This window comes from Myxococcus xanthus, assembly GCF_013116825.1.
In the GTDB taxonomy this organism is placed as follows: domain Bacteria; phylum Myxococcota; class Myxococcia; order Myxococcales; family Myxococcaceae; genus Myxococcus; species Myxococcus xanthus_B.
This window is the reverse complement of the sequence record NZ_JABFNS010000030.1, coordinates 41,031-62,805: the sequence shown is the minus strand read 5'-3', so window position 1 is coordinate 62,805 and position 21,775 is coordinate 41,031. Positions and strand designations below refer to the sequence as shown.

The 21,775-nt window shown below is 69.0% G+C and carries 20 protein-coding genes; 12 read left to right on the top strand and 8 right to left on the bottom strand.

Going from position 1 to position 21,775, the window contains the following annotated elements; translation table 11 throughout:
* Positions 1–163: 163 nt before the first annotated feature.
* Both nrfH and HNV26_RS11425 read left to right on the top strand, forming a co-directional pair.
* Positions 164–667, top strand: coding sequence for a cytochrome c nitrite reductase small subunit (gene nrfH, locus HNV26_RS11430; protein WP_140870680.1), 504 nt, complete (start codon positions 164–166; stop codon positions 665–667).
* Positions 664–2,139 carry an ammonia-forming cytochrome c nitrite reductase subunit c552 gene (locus HNV26_RS11425; RefSeq protein ID WP_171439939.1) on the top strand — a complete coding sequence of 492 codons (1,476 nt, stop codon included), beginning with the start codon at positions 664–666 and terminating at the stop codon, positions 2,137–2,139. Before nrfH ends, HNV26_RS11425 begins: the two co-directional genes overlap by 4 nt.
* 51 nt (positions 2,140–2,190) lie before the next feature.
* Here HNV26_RS11425 and HNV26_RS11420 read toward each other — a convergent pair whose 3' ends face one another.
* Positions 2,191–2,658: a DUF2147 domain-containing protein gene (locus HNV26_RS11420; RefSeq protein ID WP_011552285.1), complete on the bottom strand. Its 468-nt coding sequence runs from the start codon at positions 2,656–2,658 to the stop codon at positions 2,191–2,193.
* Positions 2,659–2,996: 338 nt separating this feature from the next.
* On the opposite strand from HNV26_RS11420, the gene HNV26_RS11415 reads away from it, so the two are divergent.
* Entirely contained in the window at positions 2,997–3,557 is a 561-nt protein-coding gene (locus HNV26_RS11415) for a biotin transporter BioY (RefSeq protein WP_366816847.1), read from the top strand.
* A 106-nt stretch (positions 3,558–3,663) separates the two neighbouring features.
* Here the strand turns inward: HNV26_RS11415 and HNV26_RS11410 are convergent, their stop codons facing one another.
* The 6 genes from HNV26_RS11410 to HNV26_RS11385 form a co-directional block, all read right to left on the bottom strand.
* Positions 3,664–6,522 carry a CHAT domain-containing protein gene (locus tag HNV26_RS11410; protein ID WP_301338427.1) on the bottom strand — a complete coding sequence of 953 codons (2,859 nt, stop codon included), beginning with the start codon at positions 6,520–6,522 and terminating at the stop codon, positions 3,664–3,666.
* A gap of 58 nt (positions 6,523–6,580) precedes the next feature.
* Positions 6,581–7,120: a hypothetical protein gene (locus HNV26_RS11405; RefSeq protein ID WP_253816468.1), complete on the bottom strand. Its 540-nt coding sequence runs from the start codon at positions 7,118–7,120 to the stop codon at positions 6,581–6,583.
* 31 nt (positions 7,121–7,151) lie between these two features.
* A complete protein-coding gene (locus HNV26_RS11400) occupies positions 7,152–7,886 on the bottom strand; it encodes a hypothetical protein (protein ID WP_366816846.1) in 735 nt (244 codons plus the stop codon).
* The gene (locus tag HNV26_RS11395; protein WP_090489884.1) at positions 7,883–8,404 is read right to left on the bottom strand and encodes an RNA polymerase sigma factor; all 522 of its coding nucleotides are present in this window, start codon (positions 8,402–8,404) and stop codon (positions 7,883–7,885) included. The genes HNV26_RS11400 and HNV26_RS11395 overlap by 4 nt, the downstream gene beginning before the upstream one ends.
* 153 nt (positions 8,405–8,557) lie before the next feature.
* A complete protein-coding gene (locus tag HNV26_RS11390; protein ID WP_171439936.1) occupies positions 8,558–8,722 on the bottom strand; it encodes a hypothetical protein in 165 nt (54 codons plus the stop codon).
* Between the two features lie 189 nt (positions 8,723–8,911).
* Complete coding sequence (locus tag HNV26_RS11385) at positions 8,912–10,435, bottom strand: hypothetical protein (RefSeq protein WP_366816845.1); 1,524 nt, start codon at positions 10,433–10,435, stop codon at positions 8,912–8,914.
* A 336-nt stretch (positions 10,436–10,771) separates the two neighbouring features.
* On the opposite strand from HNV26_RS11385, the gene HNV26_RS11380 reads away from it, so the two are divergent.
* The 3 genes from HNV26_RS11380 to HNV26_RS11370 all read left to right on the top strand — a co-directional run bounded on the left by HNV26_RS11380 (position 10,772) and on the right by HNV26_RS11370 (position 13,758).
* The gene (locus tag HNV26_RS11380; protein WP_171439934.1) at positions 10,772–11,758 is read left to right on the top strand and encodes an alpha/beta hydrolase; all 987 of its coding nucleotides are present in this window, start codon (positions 10,772–10,774) and stop codon (positions 11,756–11,758) included.
* 102 nt (positions 11,759–11,860) lie between these two features.
* A complete protein-coding gene (locus tag HNV26_RS11375; protein ID WP_171439933.1) occupies positions 11,861–12,781 on the top strand; it encodes a lamin tail domain-containing protein in 921 nt (306 codons plus the stop codon).
* Between the two features lie 89 nt (positions 12,782–12,870).
* Positions 12,871–13,758 (top strand): hypothetical protein, encoded by an 888-nt coding sequence (locus HNV26_RS11370; protein ID WP_253816466.1) that lies wholly within the window; start codon positions 12,871–12,873, stop codon positions 13,756–13,758.
* 78 nt (positions 13,759–13,836) lie between these two features.
* Here the strand turns inward: HNV26_RS11370 and HNV26_RS11365 are convergent, their stop codons facing one another.
* Positions 13,837–14,175: a hypothetical protein gene (locus HNV26_RS11365; protein ID WP_171439931.1), complete on the bottom strand. Its 339-nt coding sequence runs from the start codon at positions 14,173–14,175 to the stop codon at positions 13,837–13,839.
* Positions 14,176–14,643: 468 nt separating this feature from the next.
* On the opposite strand from HNV26_RS11365, the gene HNV26_RS11360 reads away from it, so the two are divergent.
* The 6 genes from HNV26_RS11360 (at position 14,644) to HNV26_RS11335 (ending at position 21,765) form a co-directional block, all read left to right on the top strand.
* Positions 14,644–15,135: a DoxX family protein gene (locus HNV26_RS11360; protein ID WP_171439930.1), complete on the top strand. Its 492-nt coding sequence runs from the start codon at positions 14,644–14,646 to the stop codon at positions 15,133–15,135.
* 294 nt (positions 15,136–15,429) lie between these two features.
* Positions 15,430–16,812, top strand: coding sequence for a PQQ-dependent sugar dehydrogenase (locus tag HNV26_RS11355; RefSeq protein ID WP_171439929.1), 1,383 nt, complete (start codon positions 15,430–15,432; stop codon positions 16,810–16,812).
* A 188-nt stretch (positions 16,813–17,000) separates the two neighbouring features.
* Positions 17,001–18,353: a thioredoxin family protein gene (locus tag HNV26_RS11350; protein ID WP_171439928.1), complete on the top strand. Its 1,353-nt coding sequence runs from the start codon at positions 17,001–17,003 to the stop codon at positions 18,351–18,353.
* A 156-nt stretch (positions 18,354–18,509) separates the two neighbouring features.
* Entirely contained in the window at positions 18,510–20,225 is a 1,716-nt protein-coding gene (locus tag HNV26_RS11345; protein ID WP_171439927.1) for a B12-binding domain-containing radical SAM protein, read from the top strand.
* Positions 20,226–20,432: 207 nt separating this feature from the next.
* Positions 20,433–20,897: a carboxymuconolactone decarboxylase family protein gene (locus HNV26_RS11340; protein ID WP_171439926.1), complete on the top strand. Its 465-nt coding sequence runs from the start codon at positions 20,433–20,435 to the stop codon at positions 20,895–20,897.
* Between the two features lies 1 nt (position 20,898).
* The gene (locus tag HNV26_RS11335) at positions 20,899–21,765 is read left to right on the top strand and encodes a sigma-70 family RNA polymerase sigma factor (protein ID WP_171439925.1); all 867 of its coding nucleotides are present in this window, start codon (positions 20,899–20,901) and stop codon (positions 21,763–21,765) included.
* Positions 21,766–21,775 lie beyond the last annotated feature (10 nt).

Sequence of the window (21,775 nt, the reverse complement as noted above, 5' to 3'; positions counted from 1 at the left end):
GCACGGGCCCAGAGGTTTCACCGCGCGTGTTTCGCGACGCAAATGCTGCGTGCCTCCCACATGGGCGCAAAAATTCCGTGACTCGGCTCCGGCCGCCCAAACGGCGCGGAAATTCATGCGCGATTGCGAGATGGGGCTGGCCGTCCGCACAACCGTTGCTACGGTGTTCCGCGTGTCCTCGGCCTCTCGCACACTCCTGGCAGTGGCCCTGGGGCTCGCCCTGGGCTCGGCCATTGGCATCGGTGGCTACACCTTCGCGTACGCGAAAGGCGCGGCCTACCTGCAGGACGACCCAGCCGCCTGCGCCAACTGCCACATCATGACCGAGCAGTACGATGGCTGGCGCAAGAGCAGCCACCACGCGGTGGCGACCTGCAACGACTGCCACACGCCGGCGGCGCTGGTGCCCAAGTACCTCAACAAGGCGAGCAACGGCTTCTGGCACTCCTTCTACTTCACCACCGGCACCTTCCCGGACCCCATCCGCATCCGCCCCGCCAACCGGCAGGTGACGGAGAGCGCTTGCCGGAACTGCCACGCCAGCCTCGTGGAGAGCATCGAAACGCCCCACGCGGACTCGCTGCAGTGCCTCACCTGCCACAACTCCGTGGGGCACCCCGAAGGCTCCGGGAACCCCGAACTCATCCATCAGGAGGTTGAACGATGACCGAGCCCGAGAAGCAACGGCGCTTCAGCGGCGTCAAGCTGGTGATTGCCGTGGCGGTGGCTGCTGCCCTGGCCGCTGCTGGCGTCACCGCGCTCCTGGTCAACATCATGGAGCGCAAGCAGGAGGCGAAGAATCCCTTCTACCGGGTGGTGGAACTGGACGACACCATCACCGACCCGGAGGTGTGGGGGCGGAACTTCCCGCTGCAGTACGACAGCTACAAGCGCACGGTGGACCAGCAGCGCACCCGCTATGGCGGCAGTGAGGCCGTGGCGCGCACGCCGTCCCAGGCGGACCCTCGCACCGTCGTCGCGCAGAGCCGGCTCGAGGAGGACCCTCGGCTGGTGACGATGTGGAGCGGCTACGCCTTCGCCACCGACTTCCGCGAGGAGCGCGGCCACGCGCACATGCTGGACGACCAGGTCTACACCGAGCGCCAGCACGTGACGCAGCAGCCGGGCACCTGCATCCACTGCCACGCCAGCGTGTACGTGCCCTACAAGAAGCTCGGCGACGGCGACCTCATCAAGGGCTTCGAGAAGATGAACCAGATGCCCTTCATGGAGGCGCGCAAGCTGGTGGAGCACCCCGTCTCATGCATCGACTGTCACGACCCCACCACGATGCAGCTGCGCGTGACGCGGCCTGGCTTCATCGAGGGCATCGCCGCGCTCAAGGCCAGCCAGGGCGTTCCCAACTTCCGGGTGAATCAGGACGCGACGCGCCAGGAGATGCGCACGTACGTGTGCGGGCAGTGCCACGTCGAGTACTACTTCAAGGGCAAGGAGAAGCGCCTCACGTACCCCTGGGCCAAGGGCATCAACATCGACCAGATCATGGCCTACTACGACGAGGACGGGCACTCCGACTGGACGCACAAGCTCACGGGCGCCAAGGTGCTGAAGGCGCAGCACCCCGAGTTCGAGCTGTACAACCAGGGCATCCACGCGAAGAGCGGCGTGGCCTGCGCGGACTGCCACATGCCGTTCATGCGTGAAGGGGCGATGAAGGTCAGCGACCACCACGTGCGCAGCCCGCTGCTGAACATCAACCGCGCGTGCCAGACGTGCCACAAGTGGAGCGAGGCGGAGCTGCTCCAGCGCGCGGAGACCATCCAGACGCGCACCTTCGAGACGCGGAACATCGCCATGGACGCGCTGGTGGACCTCATCCACGACCTCGAGTCCGCCCAGAAGGCGGGGCTGCCCGAGGAGGCGCTCGCCAAGGCGCGCGACATGCAGAAGCGTGCCCAGTTCTACCTGGACTTCGTGGAGGCGGAGAACTCCATGGGCTTCCACGCGGACCAGGAGGCGGTGCGCATCCTGAGCAACTCCATCAACTTCTCGCGCCTGGGACAGAATGCGCTGCGGCCCGGTGGTGGCGCCGCCACCAGCCCCACCACGCGGCCTCACGGCGCTCCGACGCCCGTGTCCGCGGATGGCGCGGGTGAGACACAGCAGGGCTCGGAGTAGGCACGGCGAGCGGAAGCGGGAAGTGCCCGCTTCCGCCGTCCACCGAAGGTGCTACTCGGCGCGGACCCAGTACTGGGTGCGGCCCAGCAACGACATGCCGACGTAGCCGCGGACCTTCAGCTTCTTGCCGCCATCCTCGACGGCAACCTTGCACTTGTAGGTCTTGCCATTCGCCGGGTCGAGGATGCTCCCGCCGGACCACTCGTCATCATCCTTCTTCAGGTCGCGAAGGATGGTCATCCCGATGATGGGCTGGTTCTTCAGCGAGCCCTCGCACTTGTCGCAGAGCGGGTTCTGCTCCTCCTTGGGCTCGCGGAAGAGCTTCTCGATCTTCCCGTACAGCTTGCCGTTCTCCTCGTAGATGGCGATGACTGACTTGGGCTTCTTCGTCTCGTCATCGATGGTCGTCCACCGGCCGACGGCGGCGTTCGTCGCAGCCGGAGCCTTGTCCTCGGCGAAGGCGTTCGAGGCCAGCAGCAGGGTCAGGGAAGCGAGTCCAAACCAGCGGGTTGCGTTCATGTCGTGGTGTCCTTCCGCGCGGGGGCTCACGCAGGAGGCACCATGCGTACAAGCCCCGCATCACTTCGTTTGTACTCCACCACCGCGCAGGCACGCAGCCCTTCCTGGCACGCGGTGCCCCGCGCAAACGTGCCGCCTCGCGTCATGGCTGTCTCATCGCGGTGTTATCGACGCCGCCCATGCGCGCCTCGGAGCAGACTCGACGGAGGAATGCGGGTTTCTCCGGCGTTGCACCTCGAGACGTGAGCGTGTACCCCAGCGGCGCGCCGTGCCCTCGCGGTGTCCGATTCTGGAGGCTCCGCCTGACGCTCGCCGCCACTGCCCGCCCCCGCCCCCGCGTGCTCGCCGATGCGCTCACGCGTTCCCGGGCCTACGACGTGGCGCTCGTGCTCGGCGGCGCGCTGCTCACGGCGGGGCTCGCGCAGGTCTCCGTTTCAGTCCCGGGCTCGCCCGTTCCCATCACGGGACAGTCCCTGGGCGTCATCGTCGCCGCCGCGGCGCTCGGCCCCGTGCGAGGCATGGCCGCGCAGCTCCTGTACCTCCTGATGGGCGCGGTGGGCCTGCCGTTCTTCGCGGAAGGCGCCAGCGGCCTGGAGCGCATCCTGGGGGCAACCGGTGGCTACCTGGTCGGCTTCGTTCCAGCGGCCTTCCTGGTGGGGCTCGCGGCGCAGCGTGGATTCGACCGGCGGCCGTGGACCGCGCTGCCGCTCTTTGCCGTGGGGCAGCTGGCCGTCTTCGCTGTCGGCCTGCCCTGGCTTGCCCTGTCCGCCCGGCTCGGCGTGGCCAAGGCCCTTGGCGTCGGCTTCACTCCCTTCCTTCCTGGAGGGCTCCTCAAGGCCGCCATCGCCGCCGTGCTGCTGCCCCTCGCGTGGCGGCTGGTGGGGCCGCGCAAGGTCTGACGCCTCGACGTCGGTCCCGTGCTTCATCGCCGACGCGCATGTGAAGAAGACGGCCAGCGAACTCATCGACCGCTGAACCGGTGACCTCGGGCATCTCCCGCGCGCCTCACTGGCGTGGAACGTTCGGAGCGCGAACGGCCCCGCGCCGCAACGCGAGGAGCCCGAGGAGCGCCGCGGCAATGACAAGCGCCCCAGCCAGTCCAGACACCAGGGGCGCCCCCTCCTCGCGAGGCGCGGCGACCACCAGCGCGGCGTCGCCGAGCACCACCAGCCCTGCCCAGGCCGCGGGTGGAAGCCCCGCGTCGATGGCCTCGAGCTGTGCGGCCCGCAGCGCCGCGGAGACACTCAAGCCCTTGGCCAGATGCCGGTAGAAATGCTCCACCAGGTCCGCCGCTTCCTCGTCGCGCAACGGCCACAAGCTGGCCACCACCGCGTTCGAGCCCGCCTCGAAGAAGGCCCGCGCCAGGCTCAGCACGCCCTCTCCCGGCAGCACCGCTCCGGAGGCGCTGCGGCACGCGGACAGCACCACCAGCGCGCCATCGAGACGCAGCTGGGTGATTTCGCGCGGCTGGAGAATGCCGTCCTCGTCCTCCGAGCCCGGGGCGAGCACGAGCGCGGAGCGCTCCGGCGCTTCGGCGTCCACCACGGCGTGCGCCGCCAGGTGCAGAACCCGGAGCAGCGGCAGGTCCGTGTCCGCGCGCTTGAGCGCGCGCTCAGAGGCTTCCGTGCCCATCAACAGCCGGGGGACGACGCGGGTGTCTCGAAGCTCCCGCTCCACCCCGAGCCCTTCGCGACGAGCCTCGGGCAGCGCGCCGAGCTGGGCAGCCTCGTCGAAGATTCCAGCCCGAGAGCGTGCCGCGGGCCGCGCCCCCCCCTGTCCCAGGGCCCACTCAGGGTCCGCCAGCACCAGCGCATCACCGATAGGCGTGAATGGGGACTCCCCGTGCCAGTGCCGCCACAAGCTCGCCGAGGGCACCAGGGCCAGTTCGTAGCGAGCGACCAGTGGTGGCCCATCCCGGCGCTCCCGCAGCGCGGCGAAGGGCAGGTCATGCAGCGGCCCGTCCGGAACCAACAGCAGCCGTCGAACCGTGGGTGGCAACCCCGCGAGCGCCGGGCCGAGCAGCTGCGCATACAGCGCCACCGCCGCGCCGCGCTCGGAGTCATCCCTGCGCTCGACGAGCCCTGAGAACAACGTGGCCGCCGCCGCGAGCCGCGTGCGCTCTGGGATGCGATGGACGTGGGTTCCCTCCCCTGTCACCACGAACAGCCACGCACCACCCGCCGAGATTCCGGAGAGGTCCTCGTCGTCCCCCACGAGGAAGACCAGCAGCGCTTCATCCGCCCTCAGCCCCTTCTCCACGGACGCCAGTGAGGCGAACTCCTGCACACTCTTGTGAGGCGCTGGGCGCAGGTCCCGCTCACGGTGCTCCAACTCCTGGAGTTCATTCAGGGCCGCCTCGCGTCCAGCGCTCGTCAGCGACGGGTCCAAGAGCTGGCGTTGGACCACCACCAGCCGCGATTGCACCTCGCTTCGCTGCGCCCTGCGCTCGGGCGTGTCCCCGGAGTACGCGCGTGCACGGAAGGCGACCAGGGCATCGAGCAGCGTCCTCGCCCGGAGCCGTTCGCTCACGGCGAAGGCCCGCGACACAGCCTCCCTGAAGGGAAGCGTGGCGGGCTTGCCCGTCGCCCCGCCAGCCTCCAACGTCCACCCCGCGAGCCGGTGGTAGTCGCGGGCCCACGTGGCGAACAGCTCCGCCTGGCTGGAGGCGTCACGCTGCGTCTGGCGCAGGGCCTCCAGCGCGTCCAGGGCGCGCTCGGCATGCTCCAGGGCCTGCGGCAAAGGCTGTGTCCGGTATGCCACCGTGCTGCGGCCTCGAAGGGCCAGCGCATGGAACAGCGGGTCGTTTCCTTCGGAGACCAGTCGCAGTGACGCCTCCGAGTCCTGAATGGCTCCGGCCGGGTCCACGCCTGCCCGCCGCTCCGCGCGCGTCCAGAGACACGCCAGCCGCCGCTCGTCCGAATCCAGCGACTCCGCGAGCGCCATGCAGCGCTCCAGGAGCGCGTCCGCCTCACGGCGCTCCTCCGGGGTGTCTCCCAACAGGTCCGCCGTGAGACGCACCGCCCGGGCCACCAGCGTCGGGTTCCCCGCCCTCTCCGCGGCGGCCAGGGCCTGCCGCGCCAACTCCAACGCTCGCCCCCGGTCCGCCGGCGCATGGTCACGCTCGAGCCGCCGGAGCGCGACGTTGGCGAGCGTGAAGCGCGCATGCGCTTCCAGGAAGAGGTCGCCCGTGCTCCGGGTCAACTCCACCAGCCGGGCATTGACGTCCAAGGCCTCCTCCAACCGGCCCAGCCGCTCGCTCACCGTGCTCATGACGGACAGGTACTGCTTCTTCAGCCCTTCCGCGCCGTCCGGGAAAACGAGCGGCTCGGCGCGCTTGAGCACACGGAAGGCCCGGCCCAGGTCGAGCTCTACCTCATAAAGCTGGCTGGCCTCGATGATGAGCGCGCGTGCGTGGAGCTCCGGCCGGCCCGAGGCGCTCGCCACCTCCACCACGCGCCGCGTCCAATCCCAGGCCTCCTCGGTTCGTTTTTGAGCCAGGAGGATGGCGCGCAGGTTGATGGCCGCCAACACCTCGCCCTCCGCGTCCTGGAGTCGGCGGAACGTCTGCGCCGCGCGAAGATAGGGACCTTCCGCCTCCTTGCCGCTGGACAGCATCCCGACATGCCCGAGCACCAGGGGCAGCCAGCCCTGCTCGGGGTGACGCTCCATCAAGGCCGTCAGCTCGCGCACCACCGCGTCACGAGCAGAAGCGACCTGGGCACACTGGTAGAAGCACATCGCCGCCTCCCGGCCCTCTGGCCGCGAGGCGAAGCGCTCCCGGCATGACTCGAGCGAGGGAGGCTGGGGACGGCCTGACGCCGCGGAGAAGGCCAGGGCCGGACACACCGAGAGAATGGCCCCCATCAGGAAGGAGAGGAGCCTTCTGTTGCTGCATTCGGACCGGTGCGTCCGGAGCGGCACGTCAGCGAGTGGGCGGAGGCGGCGGGTCGACGGGCTCGCACTTGAGCGTCACCGGCCCCGGGGGAGGAGGCGGAGGCCTGGGCATCGGAACCAGCTCGAAATAGCAAACGAGGGCTCCGGTCCAGGAGGCCGGCTCCGCAACGGACCAACGCTCCACCGTCACCGCCGCCGCGGAGAGGGTTTCCGCGCTCACCGTGGCGATGGCGCGCGCGAACACCGGGGTCGCGGTGGGGGCCCGGTAGGTCAGGCGCAGGGGAGTCTCCTGGCCCACCACTCCCGTGGTCTGCGCGACGACGGCACCGGAGTGGTCGAGGAGCTGGAGCGTCACGGACTGGCTTTGGCCCGTGCGGACTCCCGTCTCCACTACCGAGGCCACCACCAGGTCCCCCGCCTCGCCGTAGCTGAAGGACGTCTTCACCGCGCGGGTGACAGGAGCCGGCTGGCTCCAGGCCTGCCCTGCCCCACCGACCACCCCCATCAGGAGCGCCACCAGCCCTGCTCGCATCCACCGCCGTGTCTTCATGCCCAGCTCCGTTCTCATGAGGTCCCACTTGGACTTCGGACCGCGCGCTTCACTCCAACCGGTTGACGAACGTGGCGCCGCGAAGCACCTGCCCGTCCGGCAAACGCGCTTCCACCTGCCACAGCAACGTCGTTCCCGGATGCAACGGCGCCAGCACCTCGGCGGGCACCCGGTACTCACGCGTCTCCAGCGAGTCCACGCGGTGGACCCAACTCAGGTCCTCCGTGGACAACCGCACCGACCAACGGGTTCCCTCGGGGCCGCCGCTCCAGCGCAGCACACAGGCGTCGCGCTTGAGAGGCACCGCCTCCGGTACCTGGGAGGCGACCGCCGCCGTGTCGCCGCCACGCAGCCGCGGCGGCTCGGGCTCTTCGTGCATCACCACGCCCACGACGATGAGGGCCAGGGCCGCGGTCGCCGCCGCGCCCCACAGGGGTTGGCTCCACGCGAAGCGGAAGCGGCGCTTCTGCCGCGCGTCACCGTCTCGTCGCCGGCTGCGCGAACTGTCCGCTGAGGGTTCCTCGGAAGGTGTGGCCTCCGCGGCGGAGCGAGTCAGTTCATTCGCGAGCCGCCAGGCCGCCGCCCAGGCCGGGTCCGCCGCCACACGCTCGACGACCGCGCGGCGCTCCTCCGCGGGCAGCTCGCCGCTCACCGCGCGCCAGACGAGGTCCGCATCCACCGGCGCCTCCGCGCGCTCCACCGGCTCCTCCGCACGCACGGCGGCGCGCAGACGTTCGACGGTGGCCTCATCGGGATTCATCTCGTCGCGTCCTCGCTCGCTCACGGCTCGAATCCCTTCGTGGAGAGGCACAGGCGCAGCGCGGCCAGGCCGCGGTAGATGAGGTTCTCGGTGCGCTTGTCGTCCCAGCCCAACAGCCGCGCGGACTCCGGCACGCTGTGGCCTTGCAGGAACAGCGTCACCGCCAGCCGGCGGTCCTGGACCAGCTTGCGCAGACAGTCGCGCACGGCCTGGGCAATCTGGGAGCCGCCCGCGGCCTTCTCCGGGTCACCCGACGCCACCGGCGGCTCGGGCAGCGACTCCACCTCTTCCAGTTGGACCTCACGGCGGCGTGAGACGTTGCGCAACTCGTCCACCAGCGCCGTGTATGCGACGCGGTACAGGTATGCGGAGGTCAACCGGCTGCGGTCCGGCTCGCGCCGCTGCAACTCCATGACGCGCATCATGGCCGTCTGCACCAGGTCATCGCGGCGATCGGCCATCCGAGGCGGACACACCCGGGCCACCGCACGGGCCAGGTCCTCTCGCAGCCGCTCCAGCACGTCCGAGGGGAGAGAGACCATGGCCTGTGCCGGCCTGTGTCGTGGCTCCACGTGGAAGTTCCTCCGAGGTGCATTCATGGTCATCGAAAGGTCCCTCCCGCGGCAAGTGAGGTGGCGAACGTGAGGCGCCCCCCTGGGAGGCCATGCGCTCCGCGATTCAGGGAGGCCGGACGACTACGGCAGGGCTGCACCCCAGACGATGATGCGCAGCCGCGTGTCGGCGTCGGTGAGGCGCATCCGGCGCATGGCGGAGTCGAGTCCCCAAGTGAGCGTGGCATTGGAACGGGCCGTCGTGGGCGTCTTGCCACCCGAACGGAGGGCGGGATTTTTTCCCCTCACTTCACCCGTACGATTTCCGGCGAGGGCTTCTGGGTCGGGCGCTACGGCAAGGCCCGGTGGTAACGCCAGGAGTGGCAAACCCACCGGGCCGCGGCCGCCGTCATGCGCGCCGGCACCAACAGGGGCTCTTGACGCGGACGCCCCCGGCGAGGAGGACGAAAACCGCTGGTCGCGAGGCAGTGGCCTCCGTCACTGGTTGGCCAGCGCCGTTCGCAGGCTGTCGAGCAGGTAAGAGTTGAGCTCCTCGCTCGACAGCTTCGGCTCCTCCCGGAGTCGGGCCCGGGCGAACTGCTGCCACTCGTGCAGTTCTCGCGGCGTCGGCTCGCGCTTCATGTTCGCCGGCATCCCCCGGTAGGCGTGGAACATGAATTCGTAGGCCTCCCGGATGAAGCGCTCGATGTTGAGCGCCGCGGGCTTGCTCATGCCCGTCAGCTCGATACGCACAGCATCCCGGATGGCGTACTTGAGCTCCTCCGGGGTGATGTCCGGGTTCTCCCGCCGCTTCTCCACCGAGAAGGCGCGCCAGGACTGCATCTCCTCGGGCGTGGGGGCGCGGGCCGCTCCCAGGTAGCACAGCGACACCCAGCCGATGGCCTCCATGATGAAGTCATCGATGTTCGCGGGAGACAGGGTGTCCATCCCCAACGCCTGTGCCCGGATGGCGTCGGTGATGGCGTGCCTGAGCTCTTCCGGCGTCATCTTCGGGTTCTCGGCGAGCTTCGCGGTGGCGAAGGCACGCCAGTGCGCCATCTCCGCCGGGGAGGCGTGACGCGTCTTGCCCTCGTAACACATCGAGACCCACCCGATGGCGTCTTCGATGAACCGTTCGATGTTCGCGGGCGACGCGGAGTCCGTGCCTGTCATCTTCGCGCGGAGGGTATCGGTGATGGCGTACTTGAGCGCCACGGGAGACATCTCCGGGTCCTCCCGCAGCTTCTCCGCCGCGAAGGCGCGCCAGTACGTCATCTCCGCAGGGGAAGCATGACGCTCCTTGCCCTGGTAGCAGAGCGTGACCCACTTCACGGCGTCATCGATGAACTTGTCGACGTTCTCCGGTGACGTCGAGTCCAGCATCATCACCTTCGCCCGCACCGCGTCGATAATGGCGTACCTGAGTTCGTCCGGCTGGATATCGGGGTTCTCCCGCTTCTTCTCGGCGGCGAAGGCGCGCCACTGGTGCATGTCTTCTTCGGTGGCGTCACGCGACACCCCCTCGTAGCACCAGGTCACCCAGCCGATGGCTCCGGAGATGTACAGGTCGATGTTCTCGACCGTCGCGACATCCAGCCCGTCCCGCTCGAGCCGCAGCTCGTTCGCGATGGCAGCGCGCACCTGCTCGGCGGTGATTTTGGGGTCGTTGGCGCGAAGCTCACGCGCGAAGCCCAGCCACTTGGACCGCTCCGGTCCGCGCGGCCACCGGTCTCCCTGGAAGATTTCCCGGTAGGCCTCGTCGACGCAGCGCGCCATGCGCTCATCGGTCAGCAGGCCCAGCAGGGAGGGGAGTACCTCCCTCGCATGGGCCGCCTGCTGCATGGCGTTGGAGGGGCCCAGGGACTCGATGTTGTAGTGGCGGGCAGCAGCGACCGGCGCGGCACGCTGGGCCGGAATCACCGAGCCGAGCAGGTCCACGAACGCACGGGCGGAGCTCAGGTCCGCCGCGGTCCGGACCTTGGACGCGGAGATAGAAGGCAGACGCTCACCAATGCTCGTCACGAATCCCCCGGGCGAATGCGCTCTCATTGTCTCCGGTGGATTAAGAGGCCGGCCCGGGGGGCGATAGGCCCTCTCTCAAGAAATCGCATCTACCGGCGCTGGCCCACCCTTCGTGGATTTCCTGGTGAAGGTGTTCATTGAGCGTTTCGGGCCCGACATCGGGCGGAGCGCCCTGTGCCGTAATGGGGTGAGGCATTGGGGCGTTCCCCCCTGAACGCCAGCAGCACTCGCAACGCACGCATGTGGGGCAATGGGGAGACCCACGCGAACGTGCCCATCCGCCAGTTGCCTGACAGCCGCTTTGCGGGTGTCACACCCATCCGGTATGGAACCCGCATGACGCGCCCGACCTCATCGACGGACTTCGATCCACAACTGGCTCCCCTCCTCCCGCCGTTGAAGGGGTATGTGCCCTTGCAGATGACGTTGGAGCAGCTCGAGCACTTTCGCCGGTTGAGCCACGTGACCCGGGAAGCGCTGATTGGCGACGCGCAGGTCAGCTGCGTTGACTACAGCATCCCCGGATACCAGGGCGCCGAAATCGTGGTCTCGGTCATCGCCCGGCAAGGCCACTCGGTTCCCGGTCCCGCCGTCTATCACATCCATGGTGGCGGCATGGTGATGGGCACCCGCTTCGCGGGGGCGAAGCCGCTCGTGGAGTGGGCGCTCCGCCATGATGCGATCTGTGTCACCGTCGAGTACCGGCTGGCGCCCGAGCATCCAGCACCCACCCTGGTGGAGGACTGCTACGCCGGGCTGGCGTGGATGGCGGCGCACGCGGACATGCTCCGGTTCGATCCCCATCAACTGGTCGTCTTCGGCGGGAGCGGCGGCGGAGGGCTCGCGGCGGGCACCACGCTTCTGGCTCGGGATCGGCAGGGACCTCGGCTGCTGGGCCAACTTCTGCAATGCCCGATGCTGGATGACCGGAACGAGACGGAATCCGCGCACCAGTACGATGGCGTCGGCGTCTGGGACCGCACCAGCAATCTGACCGCCTGGAGAGCCGTGTTGGGAGACCGCTGCGGAGGCCCCGAGGTGTCTCCGTATTCCGCGCCCGCGCGAGCATCGGATTTGAGCGGACTGCCGCCCACCTTCATCGACGTCGGCGGAGCGGAGACGTTCCGAGATGAAGCGGTCGCCTACGCCCGCGGAATCCTGGCGGCGGGCGGTGAGTGCGAGTTGCACGTCTGGGGCGGAGCCTTCCATGGCTTCTACGACATCGCCCCGCAGTCCGACCTGGCGCGCGCATGCATCGCGGCACGCGACGCGTGGCTCGCGCGGATGTTTGCCCGCGCCGCCATGCGCGTGAGTCCCCCGTAATGAAGTTGCCTCAACCGACCGCTGGCGGGCCCTGCGTCCGAAGCACCTGACACTCCATCATCGCTGCCCTACGTCTTCCCTCTCGCTTCCAGGAATTTCCCCATGCTCCATGCGCACCGCGTCCCACGAGTCCTGGCCTTCGCCCTGCTCCCAGTCCTCTCCGCCTGTTCCTCTCCCGAATGCATGGATGACCGCGACTGCGCATCCCGTGGACCGGACATCGTCTGTGTGGAGGAGACTTGCGTTCAGGCGTCCTTGCCCGACTCGGGAACCGTAGACGCAGGACCGGGAGACTCCGGGGTGGACGCGGGTTCGACGGACCCGGGCTCGGATGACGGTGGCGTGGACGCAGGCTCGGGCGATGCCGGCGCTCCGGACTCAAGCACGGATGCTGGGAGTTCCGCGCCGGAGGCCTCGCTGCGCATCACGGAAATCAACCCGTACGTCCAGCAGGAACTCATCGAACTGGTGGCCGTCACCGGCGGTTCGCTGACGGGCATCTCCCTCAAGGAGCTCACCAACTCCGACTTCGCCTTCACCTTCCCCCAGGGCTACACGGTGGAGGCGGGCGCGGTGTTGGTCCTCCACCTTCGCGGCGCCTGCACGGATGCCCCTGGGAACCCGGCCTCCTGTGGACAGGCCGCCCCATTCACCGCCGGGGCATGGGACTTCAGCATGCCGGGCGCGCTGAGCTACTCCGGCAAGGTCTTCGAACTCTTCGCTTCGGATGGCACCCCCATTGACGGCGTTCCATTCGTCCGAGCCTCCGGGGAGATGCCGTCCAACATCGTCGCCGCGGTCCAGCGCCTCCAGGCAGACCGGGTCTGGGACCCGACGCCTTGTGTGCATGACCTCCAGACAGGGTTCGCCCGTGACCGGTACTGCCGCAACATCGCTGTGGACTGGTCCAACATGAACGCGGACGTAAACGTCATGCGCATCGCCGGAGACTCACCACTGACGACGCCCGGGACTCGGTCGCAGTGGAGCGGCCCCCTGCCCTCGCGCTGGGGCACCTACTAACGAGGTCGGGGCCGGGCACCGCCAGGCGAGGGCACCGTTGCTCGGATTATGCTCCTCGCATGACTCCAACCGAGGCGCGGAAACCTGCGTTGTCGTGGCTTCTGCTCCTGCCAGTTCCCGCCATGCTGCTGGGCGCCTTCGTCGCCTGGCGAAGTGGCGCACCCGTCGCCGCATTCGCCATCAATGCGACGGCGGCGGCACTGGGTGCTGGCATGGCGGCCATGGTAGGGCGCCTCTCGAGCGAGACACTCCTGCGAGTCTCCGGCCCCCTCTCCGTCATCGCGGCGCTGCTCACCGCCTCGACGCTCCTTTTTCCGGGGCTCGACGAAGTTCATCGGTGGATTGAGCTGGGGCCGGTTCGTCTCCACGCTTCCGCCGTGGCGGTGCCGTGGGTGCTCCTCGGGGTGAGTCATGCGCTGCACCGGCGCTTCTTCGCCGCTTCAGTCCTTGCCGTGGGGTTATCGGCCGTCCATGCCGCGCAACCCGACGCAGGTCAGGGGACGGCCTTCGCGCTGGCGGCGAGCACGCTGCTCGCCCGTGCGCACTCGACGCCCTGGCTCCAGCGGGCCTTCAGTTGCACCGTCGTTCTCTTCATTGGCTTCGGGGCGTGGCTCCAGCCGGACCCACTCCTCGCGGTCCCCCACGTCGAGCGCATCCTCCAACTCGCCGCCAGTCTGGCGCCCGCGCTCGGCATCGTGGCAGTGGCCGCGCTGGGCCTTCTCCTTCTGCCCGCGGCGCCAGGCTCCGCCCGATGGAAGACAAGCGATGGCCGTGGCCAACCGCTCGCGACCAGTCTCTTCGTCTACATCGCCGCGACCCTCTGCGTGCCGATGCTCGGTGACTTCCCGGTACCCGTCATGGGAGCGGGGGCCGGTCCTGTCCTGGGTTGGTACATGGCAACAGGGATTCTCGCGGCGTCCGCGCAACGGCTGACTCAGTGTGAGAACCCGACCGTTTCGCCAGTGCGTCCTCAGTAGGGGAAGAAGCGCATGCCGTAGCGCGTCTCGCCTTCGGAGGCCCCTTCGCGTGCGGCATGGGCCCCCTGTCAGGCGCCCTCATGTCGGCGAGACGGGGGCAGGTGCGTTGCCCTTGAGCAAGGTCAGCAGTCCGGCGAGCAGCCCGACCCCAGGCGAGCCTCCCAGGAGCGCTGCCCCCAGGACGGCCCGCGCGTAGTCATCCCCTGTCGGTGCGCCCGACGCTTCGGGGGCACTGAACATCCACAAATAGGCGGACACGCCTACTACCACCGTGGCGGCTCCGGAAAACAGCAGGAACCACTTCCACGAGCCGCGCCCCTTCCGCACCGCGAACAGGTGGATGAGGAGTGACACGACCCCGAGCACGCCCCCGCCAAGGAGCGCCAGAAAGAAAGACCCGATGACGAACATTCCCATGGCGCGGCATCCTAGACCTCCCCCCCGCGACTGGACACTGCGGGTCAGGGGGAAAGCCATCCACGTAGGAATGTCGCAACAACGCGAAGCACTCCGCTCGAGACTGTCAATTGACGGGGAGGCGTGCCGCGTCGTGACGAGTTTCAGCCTCACATGGGACTTCCAATTGGCGACGCCACGTCCGGCGGAAACCACATTGCCGGATGCGTCGGGTTGACGGCTGCGCATGACGTCCGCGCCTGCACCCGCTGGGAGCCCCACTGCACAGCGATGGCGGATGGCGCACCGGCCCGAAGCGCGCTGAAACGAGGGAGGCCTGCCCCTGCGAGGACTTCGTTCCTCCACCCTGCCCGCCCAACTGAGCCGCGGTCCGTCAGGCGCGGAGGGCCCGCGATCTTTCTTCCGACCGACCGATGATTTTCGGCGGCCATGGCGGTCCAACCCTCAAAACCCCTTCACGGAGGCCCCATGACCACGACGCCCCACACCGAACTCCAGCACGCCGCCCCGGCCACCCGCCTGCAGTCAGGCACGCAGTCCTCCTCGAAGAAGGCCCTGTGGACGGGACGCGTCCTGAGCGGCATCGCCGTCCTCTTCCTGCTGTTCGATGCCACCGGGAAATTGCTCCAGATTCCAGAGGCCCAGCAGGGAACGGTGGAGCTCGGCTACCCCGTGAGCGTGCTCTTCGGCTTGGGAATCACTCAACTGGCGTGCCTGGCGGTGTACCTCACGCCCCGGCTCTCCGTGCTGGGGGCCATCCTGTGGACGGGCTATCTCGGAGGCGCGGTCGCCACCCACGTCCGGGTCGGCAACCCGCTCTTCTCCCACATGCTCTTCCCCGTCTACATCGCGACGCTGCTCTGGCTGGGGCTCTGGCTGCGCGACGCGCGGCTCCGCGCCGTCCTGCCGGGCCGGGCCACGTCGCCAGAGTCTTCAGGCCGACCTGGCGCGGAACCGTAGCCCGCTCATCCCGCCAGGCCCCAGGCTGCCTGGTTCCGAGAGAAGAACGGCCCCAGGGCTCGTGCGGCAGGAAGCCCGGTCAAGTCCTCTTCGCCGTGAACGGGATGCTACGGCCACTCCATACAATTGGTGCCTCGCTGCATGGCGATTGGCGATGGCGTGCTGAACTCCGCCCGCGAGGCGAGCCTCTGTCCGATGTCCGGCACGGTCCGGCCGCCGGTTGAAGCGCGGGCTTTCCACTCGACTCAAGGCACGCGATGTTCATTTCCATTCTATCGCCCAGGAGAGAGTCGCATGCGAACCCTGTCATTGCCCCTCATCGTCGCCGCCCTCCTATCTGGCTGCAGCCAGACCCCAGACCCCACGCCAACGCCCCAGGACTCGGGCGTCCCGCAGCAGGACTCGGGCGTCCCGCAGCAGGACTCGGGCGTCCCGCCGGAAGACTCGGGCGTCCCGCCAGATGACGCGGGCACCCCGCCAGATGACGCGGGCACCCCGCCGGACGACGCGGGTGTTCCGCCAGAAGAGCCGCTTCCCACCGGCCCCCCGGTCCCGCAGGGCCCACCCAACGTGCCCGAGTTCGATCCGGCCTTCCCCGGGCAGACACGCGTCCCAGCCATCCAGACGCAGACGCCCATCCAGGTCACCGAGATTGCCTCGGGCTTCAGGAATCCCTGGGCCATCGCCTTCCTGCCCGACCAGCGCATGCTGGTGACGGAGAAGCCCACCGGCTCGCTCTACATCGTCACGCCGCAGGGCGCGAAGTCTCCCGCCGTCGCGGGGCTGCCTCCCGTGGATGGCCGTGGCCAGGGAGGCCTGCTCGACGTGGAGGTCGGCCCCGACTACGCGCAGAGCCACCTCATCTACTGGACCTATTCCGAGCCACGCCAGGGCGGCAACGGGCTCGCGGTGGCGCGTGCGAAGCTCGTGGACGGCGCGCAGCCTCGCGTGGAGGACGTCCAGGTCATCTTCCGCATGATGCCCACGCTCGAGTCGACGCTGCACTCGGGGGGACGGATGGTGTTCACCCCCGACGGCAAGCTGTTCGTCACGCTCGGGGAGCGCTCCATCCTCGCGGGCCGGGTGCAGGCTCAGAACGTGAACAGCCACTTCGGCAAGGTGGTCCGCATCAACCCCGACGGCTCCGTGCCCCAGGACAACCCCTTCGTGAACACCGAGGGGGCGAAGCCGGAAATCTGGTCGGTGGGCCACCGCAACGTCCTGTCGGCGGCGCTCGACAGCCAGCACCGGCTGTGGACGGTCGAAATGGGGCCGCGCGGGGGTGACGAGCTCAATCGCCCCGAGGCCGGCAAGGACTACGGCTGGCCCACCATCGGGTATGGCGAGGAGTACTCCGGCGCGCCCATCCACGAGAGCCCTCGGGGCCCAGGCATGGAGCAGCCCGTGTACTACTGGGACCCGGTCATTTCGCCCTCGGGGATGACCATCTACTCGGGGACCCTGTTCCCCGAGTGGCGGAACAACGTCTTCATCGGAGGCCTGTCCAGCCAGGCGCTGGTGCGGCTCATGATGCGGAATGACCACGTGGTGGGCGAGGAGCATCTCCTCAAGGACCTGGGCGCGCGCATCCGCGAGGTGGTGCAGGGCCCCGACGGAGCCCTCTACCTGCTCACCGACGCCACCAACGGAAAGCTGCTCAAGGTCACGCCGCGCTGAAGTCACCGCCGGCCACCGCATGCGCGCCACGCTCCCCGAGCGACTCGGTCCTCGGGGGGCGCGGGGCTGCGGCTCACGCCCTGCCCTCTCAACACGGCCCCGCTCCGTCCAATCCGTCCGCCTTCCGGAACCGCACCAGCCCCCGGGGTGTCTGGGGCCCGCGTCGAGCCCACAACCCCGGAGGATCCATGACGATGAGACTCGCCGTCGGCGCCCTGCTGCTGCTCTGGGGGTGCGCGACGCCTCCCGCCGCCCCGCGGCGCCCCCTGCCCGCGCAGGCAGGCCCCGTCTTCCTGGAGAATGACTGGGAGGAAGCGCTCCGAGCGGGGCGGGAGGGGCGGCGGCCCGTCCTCGTGGAGACCTGGGCCCCCTGGTGCCAGTCGTGCCGGTCCATGCGGGCCACGGTGCTGGCGTCCCCCGCCCTGGCTGAGTGGGCGGACCGCTTCGTCTGGCTCGCGGTGGACACGGACGCCGACACCAGCATGGCCTTCCTCCAGCGATACCCGGTGGACACGTGGCCCACCTTCTTCGTCCTGGAGCCAGAAACGGGTGCCGTCCTCGCGCGCTCGTTGGGTGCGGTGTCCCTCCCCCAGTTCATGGGCTTGCTCGAGCAATCCGAGCGGACCTTCCAACAAGGCCGCCTGGGCACGGAGGCGCTGGTCCGGGCGGATGCGCTCGCCCTCTCCGGTCAGCACGGCGAAGCCGCGGTGGCCTATCAACGGGCCCTGGCGCAGTTGGCCCCCGAGGACGCGCGCCGCGCGGGCGCCCTCGTGTCCTGGAGCAAATCGCTGGCCGCCACGGGCGCCTCCGCGGACTGCATGCGGGTGGCCGCGAGGGAACTGCCGAAGCTCTCGCGCGTGGACGATCGCACGAGGCTGCTGTACGTGGGCATGGGCTGCGCGCTGGACACGAACACCGATGAGGCGCGAGCGGTGCGCGGCCAGTTCGCCGAGGAGGCAAACCGGGCCCTGGGCGCGCCCGAGACCGAGCTGACTCCGCTGCAACGCTCGTCGCTCTACGAGCTGGCTTGCGAGGCCCGTGAGGCGACCGGGGACGACGCGGGGCTGCGTGAGCAGGCGCGGAGCTGGTGGGCGTTCCTCCGACTCCAGGCCACGCACGCGAACGGGGCCGAGGAGCGCGCGGCGCTCGATTCGCATCGGGTGATGGCCACCGCGCTCCTGGGCGAGCCGGACGCCGCCATTCCCCTCCTGGAGCGCAGCGAGCGGGAGCTGCCCGGGGACTACAACCCGCCGGCCCGGCTCGCGACGCTGTACCTGATGGCCGGGAGGAAGGATGAGGCGCTGACGGCGAGCAAGCGGGCCCTGGCCCTGGCCAAGGGAGTCTCCCGAGGCACCGTGCTCGCGGGCCACGCGCGCATCCTCATGGCACAGGGTGAGCAAGCTCACGCGGAGCGACTGCTGACCGAGGCCTTGCGCGAGATGGACCAGACGCCAGGCATTCCCCAGGACCATCTCCAGCGAAAGGTCCTCGAGCGAACCCTCGCGAGGCTCCGCGCGAGCAATGGTGCGTCGCCGAAGTGAACGGCGAACGGGAGGCCGCCATGACTCGGCGCTGAAAGGCTCCGCCTTCACGGGCTGGGGACAGGCGGCCAGGCGGACGGGCCCCACCATTTCGCCCGAGCCTGGCCTGTTTCGCCTACGCTGCCCGCCGTCTCCTGAAAGGCCGGTGTCCGTCGTATGGGTGGTCGTGTCCTCTCTCCAGTCCTCCTCGTCGGCGCGGGAACGGGGGAGGCCACGTGCGGCATCCTGTACCTGGCGGGCTACCTGCGGCGCGGCGGCATCGAGTCCTTCGTGCGGCTGTACGACGGGGATGAGACCGAAGCCGAGGTGACGCGCACCTTCGAGAGCCTCCTGCGCCGCGTACGCCCGAAGCTCGTGGGCATCAGCCTCAAGTGGTTCCACCACGTGGACCGCGCGCTGCTCATCGCGAGGACGGTGCGGCGGCTCGACCCCTCCATCCGCATCGTCGTGGGTGGCAACTCCGCGTCGTACTGGTGGAAGGAGCTGAGCGGCTACGACAGCATCGACCACATCGTGCTGGGCGACGGCGAGGTGCCACTGCTGGCGCTGTGCAATGGCGAGGAGGCGCCGCCCAACGTCGTAACGAGGAGTCCAGACGGCCGTCCGCGCCGGCTGCCGCTGGAGTACGTGCAGCGCGCCACGAACACGGACGACATCTATTACTCGCACTTCAACGACATCTTCCTCAGCCAGATGGACCAGCACTCGTTCTCCGGCTGGGTCGCGCCCGGCAAGGGGTGCGGTGAGAACTGCCTGTATTGCGGCGGGGCGCGAGGCAACCAGAAGGCGGACTTCGGGCGCGCGAAGCCCTTCCTGCGCGCCGAGGAGAACGTGCGCCGCGACCACCAGGAGATTGCCGGCCGGACGTGGCAGATGCGCTACGACTTCGCGGGCAGCACCGCCGGTTTCCTGAGCAGCACCTGGGCGGGCGTGGACCTGTCCCACCACTGCTGCACGTACTTCCTGTGGGGCGTGCCCCGGGTGGAGCTGGTGGCGGCGCTGGCCGCGACGTTCCAGCGCGTCTACATGGTCATCGACATCGGTTGCTTCTCCGAACAGCAGCGGCTGGAGCAGATGGGCCGGGGGCTGCTCAAGCCCTGCGCGAAGGACCGCGAGCTGCTGGAAGTCATCGACGCCTGCCGCAAGTACCCCCACCTGGACATCGAAATCTCCGGCATCGGCGGCCTGCCCTTCGCGAGCAAGGCCACCCTGGCGGAGGAATTGCGGCTCGTGGAGCGCATCATCGGCCTGGACTGCGTGGTGGGCTACCAGCGGCTCGAGGCGCAGCCCGGGGCGCTGGTGACGCAGCACCCGGCGCGCTTCGACATGGTGACGGAGGCGAAGACCTTCACGGAGTTCCTCGACTACTTCGAGCGCCGCGAGCCCGGTGATGTGTCCGTGCCGATGATTCGCTTCCGCGACGCGGGCCTGGAGGCGGCGGTCCAGGACACCTCTGACCGGGTGGACGCGCTGGCCTGGAAGCACCGCGACACGCGCAAGAGCGTCGCCATCCAGGGCAGGACGCGGCTGCGCAACACCGCGCCCTGGACCCAGCGCTTCACCCTGGGGGAGTGGCTGGGCAGCCACCGCGCCCCCGCGAACCTCGCGGGTGAGGCAGTGACGGTCCTCCGCTCCGTGGATGGCATCACGATGAGCTGCGCCCCTGCTGTCAGCCCGAGACGGTTCTCCGACCCCACGCTCACGCAGGGCGAGGACGGCGCCATCCTCCTGGCCGCCCTGGCCGCCTTCGAGCACCCCACGACTGTCTCCAGCGCCGTGTCGAAGCTCGGCGCGCAGGCACGGCTCGACCCGCATTCCGCGCGAGAGGTCATCGACCACCTGGTGGACGGACGCTTCCTCCAGCCGGCGTGAGCTTTCGCACCGCGGGGGCGGCTTCACGCGTCTTCACGCCCCCCGGCAGCAGGGGCGCAGCAAGACGGGGCTCGCCGGATTCCTCGCCCCGGGAATGGCGGGGCGAATAAACCGGCCGGAAAAGCCCATGTCACATCCGGCCCCGGCTGCGTCGTCCTGAAGTTGAACGCAGGCACTTTCGTCCTGCACGACACTCAGGAGCCGCCCATGAAGCCCCGGCTAAACCCGTACGCCGCCGCCCCCGATGCGATGAAGCTGACGCTCGATTACGGCCAGATGCTGCTGGAGTTGGGCCTGGAGAAGAGCATCCTGGAGTTCGTAAAGATCCGCGCCTCGCAGATCAACGGCTGCGCGTTCTGCATCCACATGCACACCCGGGACGCCCGCGCGCATGGGGAGACCGAGGAGCGCATCTACCTGTTGGACGCTTGGCGCGAGTCGCCTCTGTACACCGAGCGCGAGCGAGCGGCCCTGGCCTGGACGGAGGCCCTGACGCACGTTTCCCAGACGCACGCGCCCGATGAGGTCTACGCTGCCCTCAAACCGCACTTCTCGGAGCAGGAAATCGTGCACCTCACCCTGCTCATCGGGATGATCAACACCTGGAACCGCATCGCCGTGGGGTTCCGCTCCATTCACCCCGTCACCGCTCCCCGCACCGAGACCGCCTGACGTGAATCCCGCTGACGCCTTCGACCCGCTGCGCCCCCGCCTGCTCCGCATTGCCTACCGCATGCTGGGCATCGTCGCGGAGGCCGAAGACGTGGTGCAGGAGGCGTACTTGCGCTGGCACCAGACCGACCGCGCCGCCGTGCGCGACGCCGAGGCCGTGCTTGTCCGCACGGTGACTCGGTTGTGCCTGGATGTCTTGAAGTCCGCCCGCGTACGCCGCGAGGAATACGTGGGCACCTGGCTTCCGGAGCCCATCGTCGGTGCAGTGGAGGATGATGACTTGACGCTGACCCTGATGATGGCCCTGGAGCGGCTGTCCCCCCTGGAGCGAGCCGCCTTCCTCCTGCACGACGTGTTCGGCATGAACTTCGAGGAGGTGGCGAAGGCCATCGACCGCGAGCCGGCAGCATGCCGCCAGCTCGCCAGTCGCGCACGGCCCCACGTGCGCGAGGCGCGGCCCCGCTTCCCCGTGTCAGAGGCGAAGGGCCATGAGCTGGCCTCGGCCTTCTACGCCGCGTCCCGGAGCGGGGACATGGGCGCGCTCCAGGGGCTCCTGGCCCAGGATGTCGTCCTGTACTCCGACGGCGGCGGCAAGGCGAAGGCCGCCCTCAACCCAATCTATGGCCAGGAGAAGACGCTGCGCCTCTTCGAGGGATTGCTGCGCATCAGGGGCGTGAACTCCTCGCAACTGGTGCACGAGGGATTCATCGACGGACTGCCCGCCTTCGTCACAGTGGAAAAGGACGGCACGCTCCAGACGACGGCCCTGGGCATCGAAGATGGCCGAGTCGTCACTATCTACGTCACTCGCAACCCCGACAAGCTCCAGGGTATCCGCAGGCTCGTGGGAGACAAGCTGTCGCCCTGACATGGGCCAC